This window comes from Kribbella sp. NPDC020701, assembly GCF_055562215.1.
Genome location: NZ_JBVHFT010000027.1, coordinates 34,860 through 54,758, shown reverse-complemented (window position 1 = coordinate 54,758; position 19,899 = coordinate 34,860). Strand labels below are relative to the sequence as shown.

The window sequence follows — 19,899 nt, the reverse complement described above, 5'->3', positions numbered from 1 at the left end:
CCAGCCGCGGTAGGGGGCGGCATCTTCGCGCGTGCGGCCCGGCCGACCAGGTAGCTCGCAGAGCGGGTGGCCAGCGCAATCTGGAGGATGTCGGCGTGCTTCCGGCCGCCCTAGCCTCCGGTGAGACACCACCGGTGCGCGCTGGTGACGAGACGGAAGTGGTGGTTCCCGATGGAGGCGTTCTACCGGGTTTTCGAGCTGTTCGCCGGCGGTGAACTGTGATGACCCCGACGGAAACGGTGGCCGTGGTCGGCATCGCCGTGACCTATCCCGAGGCTTTGACGCCGGATCAGCTGTGGGACCTGGTGCTCCACCAGGGGACGGCGTTCCGGGCCCTGCCGGACCGCCGGCTGCCGCGGTCGGAGTACTTCGATCTGCACGGCACTGGAGCGCCCGACCTGACCTATGTCGAATCCGCGGCGCTGCTCGACGGCTGGACCTTCGACCCGGCCGCGTTCCGGGTGCCTCAGAACCTGTTCGAGGCCGCGGACATGAGCCACTGGCTCGCGCTCGACACGGCGTCCCGGCTCCTCGATGGTCTGGGGACCGGATCGGCCGCGTGGTTCCGGCCCGACCGGACCGGCGTCGTCCTGGGCAACTCGCTGACCGGCGAAACCAGCCGGGCGAACGGCCTGCGGCTGCGCTGGCCGTTCGTCGAGCGGAGCCTGCGGCTGGCTGCGGACGCGCTGGACCGGCCAGTCGACGAGGAGCTCCTGGCTGCGACGGCCGCGCGGTTCCGGTCGAGCTTCCCGGCCCCCGGCGACGAGTCACTGGCCGGTGCGATGTCGAACACGATCGCCGGCCGGGTCTGCAACCACTTCGACCTGCACGGCACCGGGTACACGGTGGACGCCGCCTGCTCGTCATCTCTGCTGGCCGTGATGAACGCGCGGGACGCGTTGCTGCGCGGCGATCTGGACCTGGCGATCAGTGGTGGTGTCGACATGAGCATCGATCCTTTCGAGCTTGTCGGTTTCGCCCGGCTCGGGGCGTTGAGCCGCGGTGAGATGCGGGTGTACGACGCCGACCCGACCGGGTTCCTGCCCGGCGAGGGCTGCGGGCTGGTCGCCTTGATGCGGACCAGCGACGCGCTGCGGAGCGACCTGCCCGTGTACGCCGTCATCGCGGGCGCCGGAATGTCCAGCGACGGAGCCGGCGGGCTGACCCGGCCCGCGCAGCACGGTCATGTGCTGGCCGCTTCGCGGGCCTATTCCGCGGCCGGCCTGAGTCCCGAGGAGGTCGGCCTGTTCGAGGGGCACGGCACCGGGACCGGTGTCGGGGATCCCATCGAGCTGGCAACCTTCCGCGAGCTGCGCAAGACGGCGGACCGCCCGGTACCGGTGGGCAGTATCAAGGCCAACATCGGGCACACCAAGGCGGCGGCCGGGGTGGCAGGACTGATCAAGGCGACGCTGGCGATCCATCACCGGACGTTGCCCCCAGCAACCGGTGTCCGGCGCCCGCATCCGATCGTTGCCGACGGCCCAGAGTTGGAGCTGCTCGGCGAGCCGCGTCCGTGGACCCAGGACCGGCTGGTGGCCGGCGTGTCCGCGATGGGGTTCGGCGGGATCAACACCCATGTCGTGCTGGCCGATGCGCGGCAACCGGCCCGGCGGCGTACCGCGATCCCGGTGAGCGCGCGGACCGGACCGGACGAGGTCATCGCGCTCGCGTCGCCGACCGCGGGCGGGTTGCGGCAGGCGATGCTGAACCTCGCGGACGAGCTCGCCGTCCTGTCCGACGCCGGGATGCGCGATCTCGCGGTCACGCTGTCCCGGACGACCGAGCTCGGCCTGCCACATCGGTTCACCTGCACCGCGCGCAACCGGCACGAAGCGATCGCTGCGCTCGCTGAGGGGGCGAAGCTGCTCGACCGGGCGGACGAGTCCGGCGGCGAGACGCAGGTGCTCGCCGGCCGTCAGTGCTTCGTGGGGCGCGGTAGGCCCGCGCGGATCGGACTGTTGTTCCCCGGGCAGGCCGCGCCGATGATCGCAGCCGGTACCGTGCTCGAGCAGCTGGTGGATGCCGGTGAATTGCTGACCGCCGCTCGAGCGGGCGCCGCCTTCGCGGCGAACCGGCCGGAGGGCAGCGAGGACACCCGGTTCGCGCAGCCATCCATCGTCGCCGCGTCGCTGCTCGGCCTGGCTTGGCTGGACACGATCGGTATCGAGGCGCATCGGGCGGTCGGCCACAGCCTGGGCGAGATCACGGCGCTGATCTGGTCGGGCGCGCTGAGGCCGGCCGACGGGCTGTCCCTGGTCGAGGCCCGCGGGCGGGTGATGAGCGAGTACGGAATCGCCGGTACGTCGATGCTGTCGGTGGCCGCGAACGACGAGACGACCGCGGAGCTGATCACCACGCTGACCGGCGAGTCCGCCTGGTCGACGCTGAACGGCTCGCCGGGCCACGAGCCGGAGCTGGTGGTGTCGGGAAGCAATTCGGCGTACCAGACGACGGTTGCCGGGCCGGTGGCATTGCTGGCCGAGCTGGCAGAGCTGGCTCGGCGGCGGGGGGTAGGGACCCGTCGACTGGCGGTGTCGCACGGCTTCCATTCGGCTGCGATGAGGGCGGCGCTGGATCCGTTCCGCGAGGAGCTTGCCCGGATCGAGCTGACTGCCGCGACCTATGGACTGATCTCCACTGTCACCGGTGACAGTGTTCAGCTCGAGCCTGACGAGTTGCGCGAGCAGCTCGTCCGGCAGCTGATCGCGCCGGTGCGCTTCCGGGAGGCGTTACACCGGCTGGCCGGAGAATGCGAGTTGCTGGTCGAGTGCGGTCCTGGGCGGATGCTCGGGCAACTGGCCGCAGCCGATGTCAGCACGCCGGTCGTGAGTACGGACGTCGGTGGAAACCCGAGTGGCCTGGCTCTGGCCACGGCCGCCCTGGCAGCCGCCGGCCAGCTACCCCACCTCGAACACTGGCATCGCTTCCGCGCCAGTCGCCCCTTCGTCCGAGGCCGTGCACCAGTCCTCCTTTCCAACCCCTGCGGCCTGCTTCCCGGCACCACGCTGCCCATCAGGACCACCCCGGCCACACCTCCGCAGGAGCCACAACAGCCAACCTCAACCGCTGCTTCTGTCGAGCCGGAACCACAGCAGGTGACTCCGGTCGCCACAGAAGCCGCACCGGAGTCGGCCGACCTTCCGGACGACCTCGTGGTGCTGGAGGTACTGACCGAGTTGACCGGGTTGCCCAGCGAGGGAGTCAGCGCGGAGTTGTCGCTTTCGAAGGACCTGCACCTCAACTCTCTCCAGGTCGGACAGCTACTCGCACGAGCAGCCGGCCGGCTGGGCCGTGCGATGCCCATGACGCCGCTGGCACTGGCCGACGCGACGATCGCCGAGCTGTCCGCGACCCTGGCCGGGCTCCCCGCGGCGGGCGCCGGCGACGGAGACCGGCTCGCGGGCGCACTGGGCTGGGCCGAGCCGTTCGAACACCGCTGGGAGCCGATCCCACCCGGTACGGCGAACCGCCCACTCCGCTGGGATGTCCTCGGTCTCCCCGACACCGAACTCGGGTCCGGCGACACGCTCGGCCTCCTCGTCGTCCTCGACGCGGACCACCACCGGCAGAACGAACTGATCGTCGAGACCTTCCGAAGAGTTGCCGATAGCAACCAGTACGCCGAGATCGTGATCGCCCATCGCGGCGACGGCGCCGGCCTCGGCCGAAGCCTGATGACGGAGCTGGAGCAACCACCGCGGATCGCCTGCGTCGAGACCGATCGACCGGTGCGGGAATGGCTCGTGACGCTTCCGTCGTACGGTGCGTTCGCCGACCTGCGCCTCGACCGGACCGGCTGGTCGACGCTGACCACCCACCACCTGCCGGCACCGAACCCGTTGCCTGCCATCCAACTCCGCCCGGGTGACGTCTGCCTGGTGACCGGCGGCGCGACCGGCATCACCGCCGAGTGTGCTGCCGAACTCGCTGAGCGCACCGGCGCGCGACTCCTGTTCACCGGCCGCCGCCCGGGCGGCGACGAGTCAGTGGCCCGCGCACTCGCCGGCCTGGCCGGCACCGGGATCGACGTCTCCTACGAGTCCTGCGATCTCACCACCCCGGAAGTCCTCCCTGCACTCTGGGCGACCGCCGCAGAACTCGGCCCGGTCCGCGGCCTGATCCACGGCGCGGGTCTGAACGCCCCGCAACCGCTCGCGGCGGTGTCCGTCGATTCTCTGGCGGAGACCGCGGCGGTCAAGCACGTCTCCTTCGAAGCGCTGCTGGCCAGCTGTCCCGAGCTGGACAGCTTGCGACTCGTCGCCACGTTCGGCTCTGTCATCGGGCGGGCCGGCCTGGCCGGTCAGGCCGACTACTGCCTCGCGAACGACCGGCTGCGCGCCAGCACCGAGCGGTACGCCGTCAAGGCGGGCGATGCCATCGTCCGGCACCTGGAGTGGAGCGTCTGGTCGTCGGTCGGGATGGGGGTCGACCTCGGCGCGCTCGACTCGCTGGCCAGGTCAGGCGTCGCCGCGATCGGGCCGACGGATGGTCGCCGGCTGTTCGTCGCGGCGCTGGCCGCGGGCCGGCCGGTCACCCAACTGCTGACCGGCCGGCTGCCGGCCGGACCGACCCTGATGATGCCGGCCACGGAGGCGCCGCCGCTGCGGTACGCCGAGACGATCCGCAGCCGCACGCCTGGCGTCGAGGTCGTGGCGGAGTCCGAGCTGAGCTCGGACACCGACCGGGCCGTAGCCGACCACCGGATTGACGGTCTCGCCGTGCTCCCGACGGTGGCGAGCCTCGAAGCGATCGCCCAGGCCGCGGGCCTGGCCGTACCGGACGGCGATTGGCGGCGGTTCACCGGATTGCGGCTGCACCGGCCGATCACGGTGGACGACCAGGCCTACCGCACCGTCCGGGTCGCCGTCCGCAGGTCCCGCTCGGACGACGACGCTGTCGATGCCGTCATCCGAGCCGACGACGACGGGTTCGGCACCGACTGTGTCACGGTCACCGTCCACACCGCCACCAAGCCCGACCGGGCGGAACCACTGAAGGAGCTGCCGGCCGCCGACGGCGTACCGCTGGAGCATCTCTACGGCCCGCTCTACTTTCATGACGGCAACTTCCAGTGCGTCACCGCTCTGAGAAGTGTCGGAGCTGGACGACTCGAGGCAGACCTGGTCGGCCGCGGCGAGCGATGGTTCTCCCGGTTCCTCCCTGGTCAGCTGGTGCTCGGCGACACCGGTCTGCTCGACGCCGGCATCCACGTGCTCCAGGCCTGCTATCCGAGCCGCCGGCTGCTCCCCGTCACCGCGGAGGCCTTGACGGTCCACCGGCCGCCCGAGGGGCCACTGCGACTGATCGCCACCGAGCGACTCGATCCGGAGCTGCCGAAGACCGATCTCAAGTTCGACCTCCTGGCCATCGGTCCGGACGGCCCCGCGGTGGAGTGGACCGGCTTGGTACTGCGCTCTGCCGGGCAACTCGAGGGCCAGCACGCCGACCGTCGACTGGCCGGCGCACACCTGGCGCGGCGGGTCCGCGAACTCGGCTGGAGTACCGCCCTGGACGCCGTCGTGACCTCGGCCGAGATCCCGGTGACCGACGTCCTGGCAAGCTGGACCGGCGGCGACTGGGGTCACAGCCCCGCCGGCCGGTTGCAGTCGGCAACCGGTTTCGCGGCCACCAGTCAGTTCGACGATCTGCGGCTCACCATCTGGTCACCGGATCGCGGCGTCGGCGCCGACTGGCTCGAGGTCGAGCACAGTGATCCGCCCGCCCTCAGTCCGGGCGATCTCCAGCTGGCGGCCAGGCTGAGCAGTCAGCTGGAGGACGAAGTCGCCCAGTTCGCAGTGTGGGCCGCTCGGGAAGCGGTGGTGAAAGCCGGACATCCGATCGACTCCGAGCTGACCGCCCAGCTGGTGGATTCGGCCGAACTGGTGCTCAGTACGCAACAGGCCCACGTACTGGTGAGCCTGTTGCGTCCGCCGAGCGGATTGCTGGTCGTCGCTGCCGCTGTCGACCAGACGACGGCGGGCCTGCGATGAAGCCCGCCTACCGATTCGTGCACAAGGTCGCCTTCGAGGAGACGAACCTCGTCGGCAATGTCTATTTCGCCCATTACGTGCGTTGGCAGGGGCACTGCCGCGAGCAGTTCCTCTACGACCACGCGCCGGAGGTGGTCCGGCTGCTGCAGTCGGGTGAGCTGGCGATGGTGACGGTCGGCGTCCAGGTCGACTTCCTGGACGAGTGCTTCGCCGGCGACGACGTCGAACTGCTGATGCGGCAGGCCGACCCGGCGAGAGGTGGGCACCGGGTGACGATGGAGTTCACCTATCGCCGGCAGGGCGGGGTGGTCGCGGTCGGTCGGCAGACGGTGGCGTGTATGCAGCGGGGGTCGGCCGGTGAACCGCTGATCCCCGGCCAGCCACCGGCCCAGTTACTCGAAGCCCTCGGTCGGTTCAGCTCGTGACCACGACGGCCGCGGCGAGAAGGCCGCCCGCGAGGGACGACCCGCGGAAGCCCGCGACGCGGCTGACCGCGTTGCTGGATCCAGGCAGCCTGGAGCTGCTCTCGCCGGACGGCCGGTCCGGCATGCTCGCGGCGCGCGGCCTGATCGCCGGCGCGCCGGTGATCGCGTTCTGCTCCGACGCCACCGTGATGGGTGGCGCGATGGGCGACGAGGGCTGTGAGGTCGTCGTCGAGGCCTACCGGGTGGCCCGGGCCGAGGAACTGCCGATCGTCGGACTGTGGCACTCCGGCGGCGCGCGGCTGGCCGAAGGCGTGCTGAGTCTGCACGCGGTCGGCAAGATCTTCTTCGCGATGACGCAGTCCTCGGGCAAGATCCCGCAGATCTCGGTCGTGCTCGGCCCGGCCGCCGGCGGCGCGGCGTACGGGCCGGCCTTGACCGACGTCGTCGTCCTCGGTCCGGAGGGGCGGATCTTCGTCACCGGGCCGGACGTGGTCCGCTCGGTCACCGGTGAGGACGTCGACATGCTGCGGCTCGGTGGTCCCGAGCCGCACGGCCGCCGGTCCGGGGTCGTGCACATCACCACCGACTCCGAGGCGGACGCGATCGAGAAGGCCCGCCGGCTCGCGGACCTGTTCGCGAACCCCGGCTCGGTCTCCGGCGACGTGTCCGACACCGACCTGTCAGGGCTGCTGCCCGAATCGGCCAAGCGCGCGTACGACGTCCACCCACTGGTCGGCGGGGTGCTCGACGAGGACTCCGGCGTCGAACTACACCAGCGGTGGGCGCCCAACATCGTCACCACACTCGGCCGGCTCGGTGGCCGGACCGTCGGGGTGATCGCGAACAACCCGCTGCGCCTGGGCGGCTGCCTCGACGCGTTGTCGGCCGAGAAGGCTGCCCGGTTCGTGCGGATGTGCGACGCGTTCGGCGTACCGATGGTGGTGCTGGTCGACGTACCGGGGTACCTGCCGGGTGTCGGTCAGGAGTGGGACGGCGTCGTACGACGGGGCGCCAAGCTACTGCATGCTTTCGCCGAGTCCGTCGTACCGCGCGTCACGCTCGTGACCCGCAAGACCTACGGCGGCGCCTACATCGCGATGAACGCCCGCTCGCTCGGCGCGACTCGGGTGTTCGCCTGGCCGCGGGCCGAGGTGGCCGTGATGGGTGCAATCGCCGCGATCCGCGTCCTGCACCGGCGGAGGTTGGCCGAGATCGATCCCGAGATCCGTCCACAGATCGAGGCAGAACTGGCCGCGGAACACGAGAAGCTTGCCGGAGGCATCGAACGAGCCCGGGAGATCGGCGTCGTGGACCAGATCGTCGACCCCGCCAAGACCCGCTCTGCCCTCGCCTCCGCCCTAGCGGCCGCCGACTCCAACGGCCCGATCCGCGGTCGGCACGGCAACATCCCGCTCTGATCGACCGACGCCGCCCGATGCTCAGGTAGTGGAGCCGACGTTCTTGCCGAGAGGCATGTCCGGCGCAGCGACGCAGTGGGCCAGCAGCTGGACGAACTGGCCGGCCACCCGCTCCATCGTGGCGGCACCATAGACCTCGCCGTCGTAGTTCCACGCGCCGGTGTAACCACCGTCGTCGTCCGCCGTCAGGATCAGGTGCAGGGCGTACTTGGCGTACTGCTCAGGCACCCGGATCGTCTCCGCGGTGACCCCGGGGAGCGAGAACGGCTCCCACCTCATGTCGTCGAGAACCAGGGAGACGTCGCACAGGGGCGCGTCCGGAGCCAGCCCACGTCGTGACATCGCGACGATCGTGGAATAGGGAACGGCGCGATGCTCGAGGGCGGCGAGGACCTCGGTCTTGGCCGCGTTCACCAGTGTTCGGAACGACATCTCTGAAGAGACTGCCAGCCGGATCGGATGCAGGTTGGTCAAGAAGCCGATCATGTCGTCGGCGGCGGCTGTCCCCCGCAACGACACCGCCGTACCGAAGATCACCTCCTGCTGCTCGCCGTACTGCCACAAAAGCCCGGCCATAGCTCCCGCGAACACGGTGAACGGAGTGGTCCGCAGCGCCCGGCCGGCGGCACGCACCGCCTGGCCGAGCTCGGGACTCACTTCGACCAGGAGATACTCCGCGCGGTGCGGTAGCTCCTTCGGCCCCGGGAAGTCCGGCGGAATCGTGCATGACCTGGGCGCGGCCTTCACTCGCTCCCGCCAGTACTCGATGTCCGCCGGATCCAGCTCCTCAGCTCGCTGCGCGACAGCGAACTCGCCGGCCTGCATGCGCAACGGCTCCAGATCGGCCGGCCGATCGTGTAACCGGGCCGAGTAGAAGTGCATGAGCTCACGCCGGAAGATGTTCAGCGACCAGTCGTCGAATGCGGCGTGATGGAACTGCACCACCAGGACGGACTCATCCTGACCCAAGCAGAGCAGCCAGGGCCGGATGGGCGTCTCGTCGAGGTGGAGCGGTTCGGCGACGATCCGGCTCAACTCGGCTGGAACCGCCTCCGCGGTGCAGGACAGCCGCAAGAGCTGAGCGTGGCCTGGATCGGTCACGATCTGGACCGGTTCGCCGTCCTTCTCGGTCAGCCGGCTGCGAAGCACTTCATGCCGCACGATCACCTGACCGATGGCCCACTCGAGCGCATCGATGTCGAGGTGCCCGATGAGCCGGCTGGCCCAGGCTTCCAGGTAGCGGGACGACCCAGCGAAGATGAGATCGTCGAGCCAGACCGTCTCCTGCTCGCGGCTCATCGGATAGATCCGCGGGCGGACGTTGACAGCAGCCGTCGTCTCCTCCGGTTCGCCGCTCATGACTGCGCCGCCGACTGGTATCGACCGGCCGGCCGAGCATGGCGGCCGAGCTCGTGGAGTGCCGCACGGTCGACCTTCCCGTTGGCTGTCATCGGGTACTGCCGCATACCGCGGACGACCGAGGGGAGCAGGTAGGCAGGCAGCAGTTGACGCAGTTGGGCGTGCACGCCCAGTGGATCGCCCTCCGGGAGTCCTGACGCGTCCGCTCTCGGTACGAGATACACCATCGCCAGCCGCTCCGGCGTACCGTCGGGACCGTTGACCGGGAAGGCGATGCAGTTCCGGACGCCGGGCAGTGATCCGGCCACCGACTCGATCTCGGCGAGTTCGATCCGGAAACCACTCAGCTTGATCTGCCGATCACGCCGGCCTCGATAGTGCAGGACACCTCCGGCATCCCACACCCCGAGGTCGCCCGTCCGGTAGACCCGGACCGGAGCACCGTCGAGGTCGACGGTCGGGAACTTCTCCAGCGTCAGCTCCGGCTGCCCCAGGTAACCCGTCGCCAGTCCGTGACCGTAGACGCAGATCTCGCCCTCCTGCCCGCGCCCGCAGGGCTCGTCACGCGCGTTGAGCACCACCACGTTCCTGCCGTGGACCGCAGTGCCGATCGGAACCCCCGCCGCCACGTCACAGTCCGCGAGTGCCACCCGCGCGGTAGTCGTGAGCATTCCGCTTTCAGCTGGTCCATAGACGTTCCAGAGCGCGACGCCGGGATGGCGGAGCAGGAAACCGCGCATATGCGTCGGCGACGCCGTCTCGCCACCAGTCAGCACCCCTCGAAGGCCGCTGAAGCAGTCCGGATCCTCGTCGACGAACAGGTTGAACATCGAGCCGGTCAGCCAGACCATGTCGACGCCGTACGCCGTGACGACCTGGCGCAGCGTGCTCGGCAGCAGGTACTTCGCCGCGATCAGCACCACCGTGCCACCGGTCACGAGCTGCCCCCACAGCTCGAAGGCATACATGTCCCAGGGCAGGGCCGCCGCCTGTGGCATCGCGTGGCCGGGGCCGAAACCGCTGAGGTGATGGGAGTTGAAGAGCCGTGCCACTGCCTGATGAGGGGTCACCACACCTTTCGGGACGCCCGTCGTACCAGAGGTGAAGACGACCATCGCGGCCGCGCTCGGTGGTACCGGCGGTGGATCGAACGATCGCGCGCGCCGGGCCGCGCCGGCGACGCCGTCGTCCGACGGCCGGTAGCTGCCGAACCGGTCGTCCGATCCGGCCTCCGTGGCGATGACCACTGTGGGCGTGACCAGCTCGAGGATCGCCCGCCGCCGCTCGACCGGCCAGGCCGGGTCGAGATTCGCGTAGGCCGCTCCAGTCTTGAGCACGGCCAGCTGGAGCGCCACCATCTCCGGTGAGCGATCCATCAGCAACGGCACGATCTGGCCCGGCCCGACACCGCGGTCCGCCAGATCGGCGGCGTAGGAACTCGCCGCCGCTTCGAGCGTTCCGTAGCTGATCATGCGGCCGCCCCAGACGAGTGCGGTCGCCTCAGGGGTACACGCCGCATGCTGGGCCACAGCGGCATGGATCAGCGACCGGACGCCGGCCGGGCTACTCATGCGCTTCGGCTGTCACGGCCGACTCTGACTGCACCTTGCGAGCGAAGTCCGCGGCCGTGTCGTTGAGGAACAGCCAGGTGGGCCGGGCCCGCCAGCCGTACGCGTGCTCGAGTCGCGCGCAGATCTTGATGGCCGCGAGCGAGGTGCCGCCGAAATCGAAGAAGCTGTCCCGGCGGCCGACACGGTCGATCCCCAGCACGTCGGCCATGATCAGGGCCACCGATCGCTCGACCTCGCTGTCCGGTTCCTCAAAGTCACTGTCGACGAACTGCTCCCTGCGTTCGGTCATCGAGATCCTTCGTCCCTGAGTTCGAAGCCGGCGGCTCCAGCCTTCGCTGTCAGCATTGTCGAGGGCCGGCGGAGCCGGTGCTTCTCACCGGTTGCGCCCGGCCGGGCGTAGCGTTTCAGGGATTCGCCGAAGCCTCGCAAGCAACCGCGAAGGTGCCGTATGACGGCCCGGCTGCCAACCTCCTAGTGGTCGCCTTTGCCCATCAGGGACGCCAACCGAGGAGAACCACGATGGAGATAACCCAAGCGCCACCCAAGGACGAACTCGTACGTCGTGCCGCCGGCATCGTCCCACTGCTGCGGGAGAAGGCCGTGTGGATGGATGAGAACCGGCGCCTTCACGACGACGTCATCACGGCGCTCGTCGACGCGGGAATTCCCAAGATGCGGGTCCCGGTCCGCTACGGCGGCTACGAGTCCGACATGGGAACGGTCGTGGACGTACTGGCAGAACTCGGGCGCGGTGACGGCTCGACCGCCTGGACCGCGTCCGTGTGGTCGATCAGCACCTGGATGATGGGCTTGTTCCCCGACGAGGTGCAGGACGAGGTCTTCGCGACCCCGGACGTGCGGATCAGCGGCATCCTCAGCCCCGGCGCGATGGCCGTGCCGGCCGACGGCGGATTCGTTGTCAACGGCAAGTGGTCCTTCAACAGCGGCGCCCAGCAGAGCACCTGGAACACGAACGCCGCGGTGACACCGACCGGGGACGGCGGTTTCGCTCCGGTCATGATCGCCGTACCGATCGCGGACCTGGAGATCGTCGACGACTGGTACACGTCCGGCCTGCGCGGCTCCGGCAGCATCACGACGATCGCCAAGGACGTCTTCGTCCCGACGGAGCGGGTGCTGCAGATGGGACCGGTGCTGCAGGGGCAGCACCAGTCGAAGCAGAACGCGAACGCACCGATCTTCAGGGCGCCCTTCATGCCCACTGCCTGCGCCACTGTCAGCGCGCCGGCGCTCGGTCTGGCCATGGCGGCCAAGGATGCCTTCCTCGAACGGCTACCAGGCCGGAAGATCAGCTACACCGACTACGAGAGTCAGGCCGAGGCGCCGATCACCCATCTGGAGGTCGCTGAAGCGATCACCAAGATCGACGAGGCCGGGTTCCACGCCCACCGCACGGCAGCCATGATCGATGGCAAGAGCCGGACGGACGAGGCCTGGACGCTCGAGGAACGAGCTCGGGTCCGGCTCGACCTGGGCGCCGCATGCCAGCGGGCCAAGGAAGCGGTCGACATCCTGAGCGGGGCGAGCGGCGGCTCCTCCATCTACCGCGACATCCCGATCCAGCGGATCCAGCGCGACGTACACGCACTCAACCTGCACGCGATCCTGCACCCGAACACCAACCTCGAGCTCTACGGCCGGATCGTCTGCGGCCTCGAGCCCAACACGCAGTACCTGTAGCCGTCCACCCCACCCGCTGCTCACAACGAAGGCGGTTCGTACCAGGCCTCCCTGGTACGAACCGCCTTCTCGCATGGCCGAAGCGACCGTCAGGCGGTCAGGTATTCCTCGACGGTGCTGACCGTCGGGTTGCTGAGGAACACCTTGAGGGGAAGCTCGACGCCGAAGCGCTCGGTGAGCCGTGCGATGAGCACCGCCGCCAGCAAGGAGTGGCCGCCCAGATCGAAGAAGTTGTCCTCGACCCCGACCCGGTCGACGCCGAGCACCTCCGCGAAGAACTCGCACAGAATCTCTTCTCGCGGCGACGCCGGCTGCCGGTCTCCCGGTACGCCGGGGTCTGGGGCAGCGATCTGCTGCTCATCGACCCGCTCGAGCCACTCCAGCGTCCCGTCCGCCCGCCACCGCACCAGCTCGCCCGTGCGATACATCCACTCCCCCACACCGAACGGACACGCCACAAGCCGCTCCGCGGTCAACCCCGGCGGCTGCAGATCCCCGCGTACTCCGGCCACGTACAACTCCCCCGCCACCCTGACCGGAACCGGCCGCAAACCCTCGTCCAGCACGAACACCCGCGCGCCCTCGGCGACGGCCTCCCTCACCACGCCGGCCAAAGCATCGAGAACGCCCGCGGGGACGATCCGGCTGTCGTTGTTCCACTCGTGCAGAACCTGCTGCCGCTCCGCATCGGTCAGCATCTCGTACTCGCTGATCGGCAGGGACGGGTTCGCGACGACCTGACGCAGCAACCGGGTCAGTCGTTCGGCGAGGGCTTCGACGGTCGATGCGTCGAACAGATCGCGGGCGTACTCCAAGGTGCAGTGGACCCCGGCGGGCGAGCCGTCCGGCGCGGTGTGCGGATGGACGAAGAGGGTCAGGTCGAACCTGGCGGTCTCGTGGCCGAACGGTTCTGCCTCGATCCGCACACCGGGCAGTTGCCACTGTCCGGTACCGGCGATGTCGGCGACGAGCATCACCTGGAACAACGAGTGCCGAGACACCGAACGCGCAGGGTTGAGGATCTCGACCAGGCGCTCGAACGGCACGTCGTGGTTGGAGTAGGCGGCGAGGTCGGTCTCGCGGACGCGCCCGAGCAGGTCGGCGAAACTCGGATCGCCGCGCAGGTCGGCGCGCAGTACCAGGGTGTTGACGAAGAACCCGACCAGGTCGTGCACCGCCTCGTCGGAGCGGCCGGCCACCGGCGTTCCGACGGGGATGTCGGCGCCGGCTCCGGAGCGGGACAGCAGGGTCGCCAGCCCGGCGTGCAGCACCATGAACAGGGTCGAATGATGCTCGCGCGCCAGCGCCTGCAGGTCGCCGTGGAGCTCAGGGTCCAGATCCCACTCGACATTGCTGCCGCGATCCGTGGGATCGGCCGATCGCGGTCGGTCGTAGGGCAGCGCCAGCTCCTCGGGCAGGCCGTTCAGTGCCGATCTCCAGTAGTCCACCTGGCTCGCCAGGATGCTGTTCTCCCCATGGCTGCCGCCAAGCAAACCACGCTCCCAGACCGCGTAGTCCGCGTACTGCACCGGCAGTTCGGCCCATCCCGGCCGCTGGCCGCTCGCTCGAGCCAGATAGGCCTCAGCCAGGTCACGCGTCAGGATTCCCATCGACCAGCCGTCGCAGGCGATGTGGTACGGCACCAGGAGCAGCACGTGCTCCTGGGCACTCAGCCGGAACAGCCAGGCCCTGATCGGGATGTCCTTGGACAAGTCGAAGACCTGTCGCCTCGCCTCGTCGAGCTGACCGGGTAACGACGCCGGATCCGTCTCCACGACCGTCAGCTCCGGAGCCGCCTCAGCAGCGTCGATGATGTGCTGGTACGGCTCGCCGCCGACGACCTGAAAGATCGTGCGCAGCGATTCGTGCCGGCCGACCACGTCGGACAGCGCAGAACGCAACGCGCTCGCATCCATCAGGCCATGCAGCCGCCAGGCGAACGGCATGTTGTACGCCGGACTCGGCCCGTTGAGCTGGGCCAGGAACCACAGCCGCCGTTGAGCGAACGACAACGGCAACCTCGCCGGCCGCGGAGTGGCCACCAGCGGGGGCCGCGACTTTCCAGCCTGGTCCAGGGCCTTGGCAAGCAGCGCCACGGTCGGATTCTGGAACAGTGTGCGGACCGCGACCTCGACACCGAGCACCGACCGAATCCGGCTGATGAGCCGGATGCCCAGCAGGGAGTGGCCGCCCGCGTCGAAGAAGCTGTCGTCGACACCGATGTGGTCGATGCCGAGCGCCTGCGCGAACAGCTCGGACAGGATCTCTTCTCGTGGAGACGCCGGCTCCCGGCCGGCCTGGGTGCTGAAGTCCGGGGCCGGCAGCGCCTGCCGGTCGAGCTTGCCGCGCGCCGTCAACGGAAACTCCGTCAGTGCCACCACGCCTGCCGGCACCATGTACTCGGGCAACTGCCGCGCTACAGTGTCGCGCAACCCGGCCGGGTCGGCCACCGCTCCCGCGGTAGGTACGACGTATCCCACCAGCCGGCGGTCGCCCGGCCGGTCCTCCCGCAGGACGACAGCCGCCCGCGCCACCGATTCCTCGCCGGCGAGCACGCTCTCGATCTCACCGAGCTCGACGCGGAAGCCGCGGATCTTCACCTGATCGTCCACCCGTCCGAGGAACTCCAGGTTCCCGTCCGCGCGCCATCGCACCAGATCGCCCGTACGGTACATCCGCTCCCCCACACCGAACGGACAGGCCACAAACCGCTCCGCGGTCAGCCCCGGCCGGTTCAGATATCCACGCGCCAGGCCCGCGCCCGCCACGTAGAACTCCCCCGCCACCCCGACCGGAACCGGCTGCAGGTCCTCGTCCAGAGCGAACACCCGGGTGTTCCACATCGGTCGACCGATCGGTACGGCGCCGTCGGGAATCGGATCCCCAGGCTCGATGACGAAGTCGGTACAGCCGACGGTGGTCTCGGTCGGCCCGTAGTGGTTGACCAGGCCGACCGTGGGATGACGTTGCCGTAGTTGCCGCAACTGCTGGCCGAGTACGGCCTCACCACCGAGCATCAGCTGGCCGGACGGGACGCTGTTACCCGCGGCCAGCAGCGGCAAGTGGCTGGGCGTGACCTTGAGGAACGTGAATCCGCCCTGCGCCTCGGCTGGGGCCGGCTCGTCGTTGAGCCCGGCCAGGCATACCCGGCCACCACTGGCCAGGGTTCCGTAGAGACCGGTCAAACTGAGGTCGAACGAGATCAGCGTCGGCAACAAGGTGCTGCCGGCCAGGTGCGGGTACTGGTGCACACACCGCGCGACGTAGTTCACCACGCTTCCGTGGGTAACGGTGACGCCCTTGGGAGTGCCCGTGGACCCAGAGGTGTAGATGACATAGGCAGGATGAGCCGGCAACAAGGGCGCAGTACGGTCGATATCTGTGAGCGGTACGCCCGGCAGCGCGGCAAGTGCGGCATCGGTGGCAGGGTCGTCCGCGACGACGACGTGCACACCTGCCGCGGTAGGCAGTCCGCCTCCAGTCGCCGAATCGGTGATCAGCACCACCGGCCCGGCGTCCGCGAGCATGAAGTCGATCCGCCCAGCAGGGTAGTCCGGGTCGATCGGCAGGTAGGCCGCACCGACTTTCAGAACCCCTAGCAGGGCGATGACCAGCAACTCACTGCGTGGCAATGCGATCGCAACCAGCCGTTCCGGCCCGGCGCCCAGCGTCACAAGGTGCCGGGCCAGCTGGTTGGCCCGCACATCCAGCTCACGGTAGGTCAGACTGCGGTCTTCGCAGGTTATCGCCGTCGCATCCGGAGTCCGTGCCGCCTGCTTCTCCAGCAACTCGGGCACCGTCTTCGCCGGTACCGGCCTGCTGGTGTCGTTCCAGGCATCCATCACCTGCTGGGCAGTCATGTTGATCCCGTCCTCAGTCATGCCATCGCCACCAGAACACGCCTCGGACCCTCGAAAGGCATGCGGCCGTGGGCCACAAGCATGTTGTCGATGACGAGGAAGTCGCCTACCTGCCAGTCGAACGCCGTGGCCTCGGACCAACTGGTCTGCCGGACGGCGTCGAGCATCTCGTCCGGGATCGGTCCGCCGTCGCCGAACGTCGCGTTCAGGGGCAGGGCATCGGGGCCGAGGATCTCCAGGAGCTCGGCGGCCACGTCGTCACCAAGGTTCGACGGGTGGAACTGGTCGGCCTGGTTGAACCAGACCTTCTCACCGGTCTCCGGATGCGTCGCGGTGGCCGGCCGGATCTGACTGGTCCACAGCGAATCGTCGTCGCGCCACTCGAAGCTGATCTGTTCGCGCGCGCAGTACGCTTCCACCACCTCGCGGCTGTCGCTCTCCCACACCGCCTGCCAGCTCAGCCCGAGTCCGGGCACGTCCTCCGATCGCAGGTTGCGCACATAGCAGATCTGACGCGCCTCGAACTCGGCAACCAGGTCCGGCGGCAGACTCGTCAGGATGCGACGGCCGTTCGCCAGCGGAGTCTGTCCACCGGACCGCGGCGCTTCTGGGCAGCAGAAGCACAGCCGACTCGGCCAGCGCAACGTGTAGGACAGTTCGTTGTGCAGGGAGATAGTCTGTTCCGCCGGGAACTCGGTCGACGTGTAGACGGAGTCGCCGAGCTGTCGGCGCTCCGAGGATCCCTCGGTGTAGCTCGACGGCTCACCGCACAGTTCCAGGACGGCCGCCCGGAACTCCTCCGGGCCGGACACGCCGAACCCGCGGAAGAGTACCGCGCCCTTGCTCAGAAGGTGTGCGTCGATCTGCGCACGGCTCTGCGCGACGTACGTCGTCAGGCTCGTGTCCGGCGGTGCGGTGATGGTCTCGGCGAGTGTGTCCTGCATGCTGGCATCGGCTTCCTGGGTCATGTCGACAGTCCTCGGTCCGGAGTTCAGAGCAGGCCCGGTGAGGCCTCTGGGGAAGTACTGACATCGCGTGCTATCCGGGCGAAATCCGCGGCCAGGGCAGCGATCGTGTCCTCGCGGAACAGGTTCCGCTTGTACGCGACGGTCCCGATGCCATCGCCCGACGGATCCTTGTTCACGTCCCACAGAGCGCCGTCGGGCACCGCTGAGCACAGCGACTGCGAACGCAACAGACGAGTGATCCGAGTGAACGTCAGCCCGTCCGGCGCCAGCACGATCGGCTCGTGGTCGGGAACGCTTTCGAACACGGCCGCCGTCCCGTTGTCGGCCATGGCAGGGTCCATGAGGTGCGGTGCCTCGGCGAAGATCTGCATGGTAGGAATGTCGTACGAGTACGCGTCGAGGCAGGCTCGCCTGGTTCGGGTGAGCACGTCGGCGTACGTCGTGCATCCGGCGAGGTTCGTTCGCAGTGGAACGAAGTTGAAGAACGACCCGACAGACTCCTCGAACCGCCGGTCGCCACGGCCGGGCGTGAAGATCGCGGTCACCACGTCCGTGGTGCCCGTCAGGCGGTGCACCAGCAACTGGTATGCCGCGACGAAGACCATGAAGCGCGTGGCCCGGCTCTTCTGGCCCAAGCGGTCGATCGCCGAGACGACGTCGCCAGGCAGCAGGAAGTGATGCTTGGCCGTCGATTCGGGGAGGCCTGCCGAGCGGGGGACGTCTGTCGGAATGGCGGTGAATCGGGCGCCGTCCAGTTGGCGGCGCCAGTAGTCGCGCGCCGCCTGCGAGGCTTGACCAGCATGCTCGCGCTCCCAGTCGCAGTAGTCGCGATACTGAGGCACCGCCGGCAGAGCCGCGGTACTGCGCTCCGTCCTGGCGGCATAGCGATTGGCCAGGTCGCGGATCATCACCCCCAGGGAGATCCCGTCGCTGGACATGTGGTGTGTCATCAGGACCAGGACCGCGTCCGTGTCGTCGAACCGGGCCAGCACGGCTCGAAGGAACGGCGACACCGTCGCGCTCATCGTCTCGGTCTCGATCGCGGCCATCAGGGTCTCGGCCTGATCCGCACGCGAGGCGCGGGGATCCGCGGGAAAGTCACGGATGTCGAGCCGCGCCGGACCCGCCGCCAGGATCTCTTGGTACCGGGTCCCGTCCACCTCAGCGATGCGGGTCCGGAGCGCCTCGTGGCGCTCGACGACGTCGAACAGAGCACCGTGCAGCGCATCGAGGTCTATCGGGGCACCGGTGAGGCGCCACATCATCACGAGGTGATTGCGCGAACCGAACGGTCCGTCGTCGCCACCTTGATCGAACAGGCTGACGAATTCCTGGTTCAGCGAGAGCGGGAGCTTTTCGGCCGTGGCCGCCGCACCGTCGACGTCTGTCGTGCTCACCGTCGGCTACCAGCTCACTGGAAGTTCGTCGACGCCGTACAGGGCCGTTGCCTGGCTGAAGCGCACCTCGTCCAGCCCGACAGCGAGCCGCATGACCGGGATCCGGCGGTTCAGGGTGCTGATCGCCACCCCGATCTCGAGCTTCGCGAGATGTTGCCCGAGGCATCGGTGAATGCCGTAGCCCAACGACACGTTGCCGCCGGTTCCGCGCCGCAGATCGAGCGTCTTGGGCGACTCGAACCACTCGGGATCGAAGTTCGCAGCTGGGAGGTAGCAGAGCACAGCCTCGCCTGCCTTGATCGGCTGTCCGCCGATCTCGGTGTCCTCGACGGCAACCCGCGGCAGCCCCGTGTGGTGGATGGTCATGTACCGGAGCAACTCGTCGGCCCCGTCCGCGATCAGCGAGGGATCGGCCCGCAAGGCCGCCAGCTGATCAGGATGGAAGAAGAGGGCGGCGATGCCCATCGCGATCGCGGTCGCGGTCGGGTCGTAGTTGCCGACAAGCAGCAGACGTGCCATGGCGATGACGTCGTCGCGAGCAAGCTCGCCGCTTCGTTCGACAACGAGCCGGCTGAGCAGATCGTCACCCGGCCGACTCGCTTTGCGCTCGATCAGGTCGGTGAGGAACTGGGTCAGCTCGTCGTTCGCTGCGTCGAGCTTGTCCTGACCGGAGTAGTGGTTGGGAATCGTGGACGAAACCCTGCGGAAGAAGTCCTGCCCCGGGAACGGAATTCCCAGCGTCATGCAGGTCACCTCCGCCGCGAGCGGCTGGGCGAACTCCACCACCAGGTCGGCCGGCGGATCCTTCGCCAGCATCCTGTCCGCGAGACGGTCGGCGATCTCCTGGATCTGCTCCCGGAGCCGGCCCACGGACTTGCGGGTGTAGTCACCGTTCACCATGGCCCGCTGTCGGGAGTGCTCGGGCGGGTCCATCCGGACGATCGTCGGATTGTGCGCGGTGAGCTCCTCCGAACCGGGACTCACGAGCGGAAAGCCAGGCCGGCTGTTGTCGGCGCTGATCCGCTCGTCGGCGAGCGCGTCGCGGACGTCGCGCTGACGGGTCAGGAACCAGGCTTTGCTGCCGTCCCACAGGGTGATTTGGCTGACCGGCTGATCGCGTAACTGCTCGTACCGAAGCGGCGGGTCGAACGGGGTCGCGCCACCACGCTCTGCGCGATAGTCAAAGACCAGTGCCATGCGGATCTCC

Annotated in this window: 11 protein-coding genes; 4 read left to right on the top strand and 7 right to left on the bottom strand. The window is 68.8% G+C overall.

Annotated features, from left to right (window positions below):
- Nucleotides 1-221: 221 nt before the first annotated feature.
- From ACZ3HV_RS40755 to ACZ3HV_RS40745, 3 genes are read left to right on the top strand one after another with little or no spacing between them, the layout of a single operon-like run.
- On the top strand, nt 222-5,993 hold the full coding sequence (locus ACZ3HV_RS40755; protein WP_465692855.1) for an SDR family NAD(P)-dependent oxidoreductase: 5,772 nt from the start codon (nt 222-224) through the stop codon (nt 5,991-5,993).
- Nucleotides 5,990-6,418 (top strand): acyl-CoA thioesterase, encoded by a 429-nt coding sequence (locus ACZ3HV_RS40750; RefSeq protein WP_465692854.1) that lies wholly within the window; start codon nt 5,990-5,992, stop codon nt 6,416-6,418. Before ACZ3HV_RS40755 ends, ACZ3HV_RS40750 begins: the two co-directional genes overlap by 4 nt.
- Nucleotides 6,415-7,836 (top strand): acyl-CoA carboxylase subunit beta, encoded by a 1,422-nt coding sequence (locus ACZ3HV_RS40745; RefSeq protein ID WP_465692852.1) that lies wholly within the window; start codon nt 6,415-6,417, stop codon nt 7,834-7,836. Before ACZ3HV_RS40750 ends, ACZ3HV_RS40745 begins: the two co-directional genes overlap by 4 nt.
- 21 nt (nt 7,837-7,857) lie before the next feature.
- On the opposite strand, the gene ACZ3HV_RS40740 is transcribed toward ACZ3HV_RS40745, so the two are convergent.
- From ACZ3HV_RS40740 to ACZ3HV_RS40730, 3 genes are read right to left on the bottom strand one after another with little or no spacing between them, the layout of a single operon-like run.
- Nucleotides 7,858-9,195, bottom strand: coding sequence for a condensation domain-containing protein (locus ACZ3HV_RS40740; RefSeq protein ID WP_465692851.1), 1,338 nt, complete (start codon nt 9,193-9,195; stop codon nt 7,858-7,860).
- Entirely contained in the window at nt 9,192-10,766 is a 1,575-nt protein-coding gene (locus ACZ3HV_RS40735; RefSeq protein WP_465692849.1) for an amino acid adenylation domain-containing protein, read from the bottom strand. Before ACZ3HV_RS40735 ends, ACZ3HV_RS40740 begins: the two co-directional genes overlap by 4 nt.
- Entirely contained in the window at nt 10,759-11,055 is a 297-nt protein-coding gene (locus ACZ3HV_RS40730; RefSeq protein WP_465692848.1) for a phosphopantetheine-binding protein, read from the bottom strand. The genes ACZ3HV_RS40735 and ACZ3HV_RS40730 overlap by 8 nt, the downstream gene beginning before the upstream one ends.
- A gap of 230 nt (nt 11,056-11,285) precedes the next feature.
- Here ACZ3HV_RS40730 and ACZ3HV_RS40725 point away from each other — a divergent pair, with 230 nt between their 5' ends.
- A complete protein-coding gene (locus tag ACZ3HV_RS40725) occupies nt 11,286-12,467 on the top strand; it encodes an acyl-CoA dehydrogenase family protein (RefSeq protein ID WP_465692847.1) in 1,182 nt (393 codons plus the stop codon).
- Between the two features lie 89 nt (nt 12,468-12,556).
- Here ACZ3HV_RS40725 and ACZ3HV_RS40720 read toward each other — a convergent pair whose 3' ends face one another.
- Genes ACZ3HV_RS40720 through ACZ3HV_RS40705 form a run of 4 tightly spaced genes read right to left on the bottom strand, consistent with a single transcriptional unit; the run spans nt 12,557 to nt 19,889 of the window.
- A complete protein-coding gene (locus tag ACZ3HV_RS40720; protein WP_465692845.1) occupies nt 12,557-16,348 on the bottom strand; it encodes an amino acid adenylation domain-containing protein in 3,792 nt (1,263 codons plus the stop codon).
- Complete coding sequence (locus ACZ3HV_RS40715; protein WP_465692843.1) at nt 16,345-17,295, bottom strand: TauD/TfdA family dioxygenase; 951 nt, start codon at nt 17,293-17,295, stop codon at nt 16,345-16,347. The genes ACZ3HV_RS40720 and ACZ3HV_RS40715 overlap by 4 nt, the downstream gene beginning before the upstream one ends.
- A gap of 23 nt (nt 17,296-17,318) precedes the next feature.
- On the bottom strand, nt 17,319-18,692 hold the full coding sequence (locus ACZ3HV_RS40710; RefSeq protein WP_465692841.1) for a condensation domain-containing protein: 1,374 nt from the start codon (nt 18,690-18,692) through the stop codon (nt 17,319-17,321).
- Between the two features lie 6 nt (nt 18,693-18,698).
- On the bottom strand, nt 18,699-19,889 hold the full coding sequence (locus ACZ3HV_RS40705; protein WP_465692840.1) for a cytochrome P450: 1,191 nt from the start codon (nt 19,887-19,889) through the stop codon (nt 18,699-18,701).
- Nucleotides 19,890-19,899: the final 10 nt, after the last annotated feature.